Raw genomic sequence first — 356 nt, forward strand, 5'->3', positions numbered from 1 at the left:
CACACACGTAGAGGTCACCGGGCGGTGGCCCCGCCATCCACCGGCAGCGCGACGCCAATCACGAAGGAAGCCGCCTCTGAGCACAACCAGACAACAGCTTCAGCAATCTCCTCAGGCTCAGCCATCCGTCCGAGCGGATTCGCCAGCCGTGAACGCGCGACGAGGTCATCGCCAAATCTCGCCTGAGTCAAAGCCGTCTCGACAAGACCTGGACAAACTGCGTTCACTCTGATCTGTTTGGCTGCAAACTCGACCGCCGCAGCCTTTGTTAAACCTATTACCCCATGCTTGGCCGCGCCGTAGATTCCGTCACCTGGCACACCAACCAGACCTGAGCGCGATGCATTATTAACGAT

General features: G+C 59.0%; 1 protein-coding gene. It reads right to left on the reverse strand.

Annotation, left to right across the window (positions count from 1 at the left end):
* Positions 1–14: 14 nt before the first annotated feature.
* Positions 15–356: SDR family oxidoreductase (locus SB679_RS23385; protein ID WP_410704670.1), on the reverse strand; the 342-nt coding region annotated here is incomplete at its 5' end.

Source organism: Chryseobacterium sp. SIMBA_029, from assembly GCF_046535275.1.
Classification (GTDB): Bacteria; Bacteroidota; Bacteroidia; order Flavobacteriales; family Weeksellaceae; genus Chryseobacterium.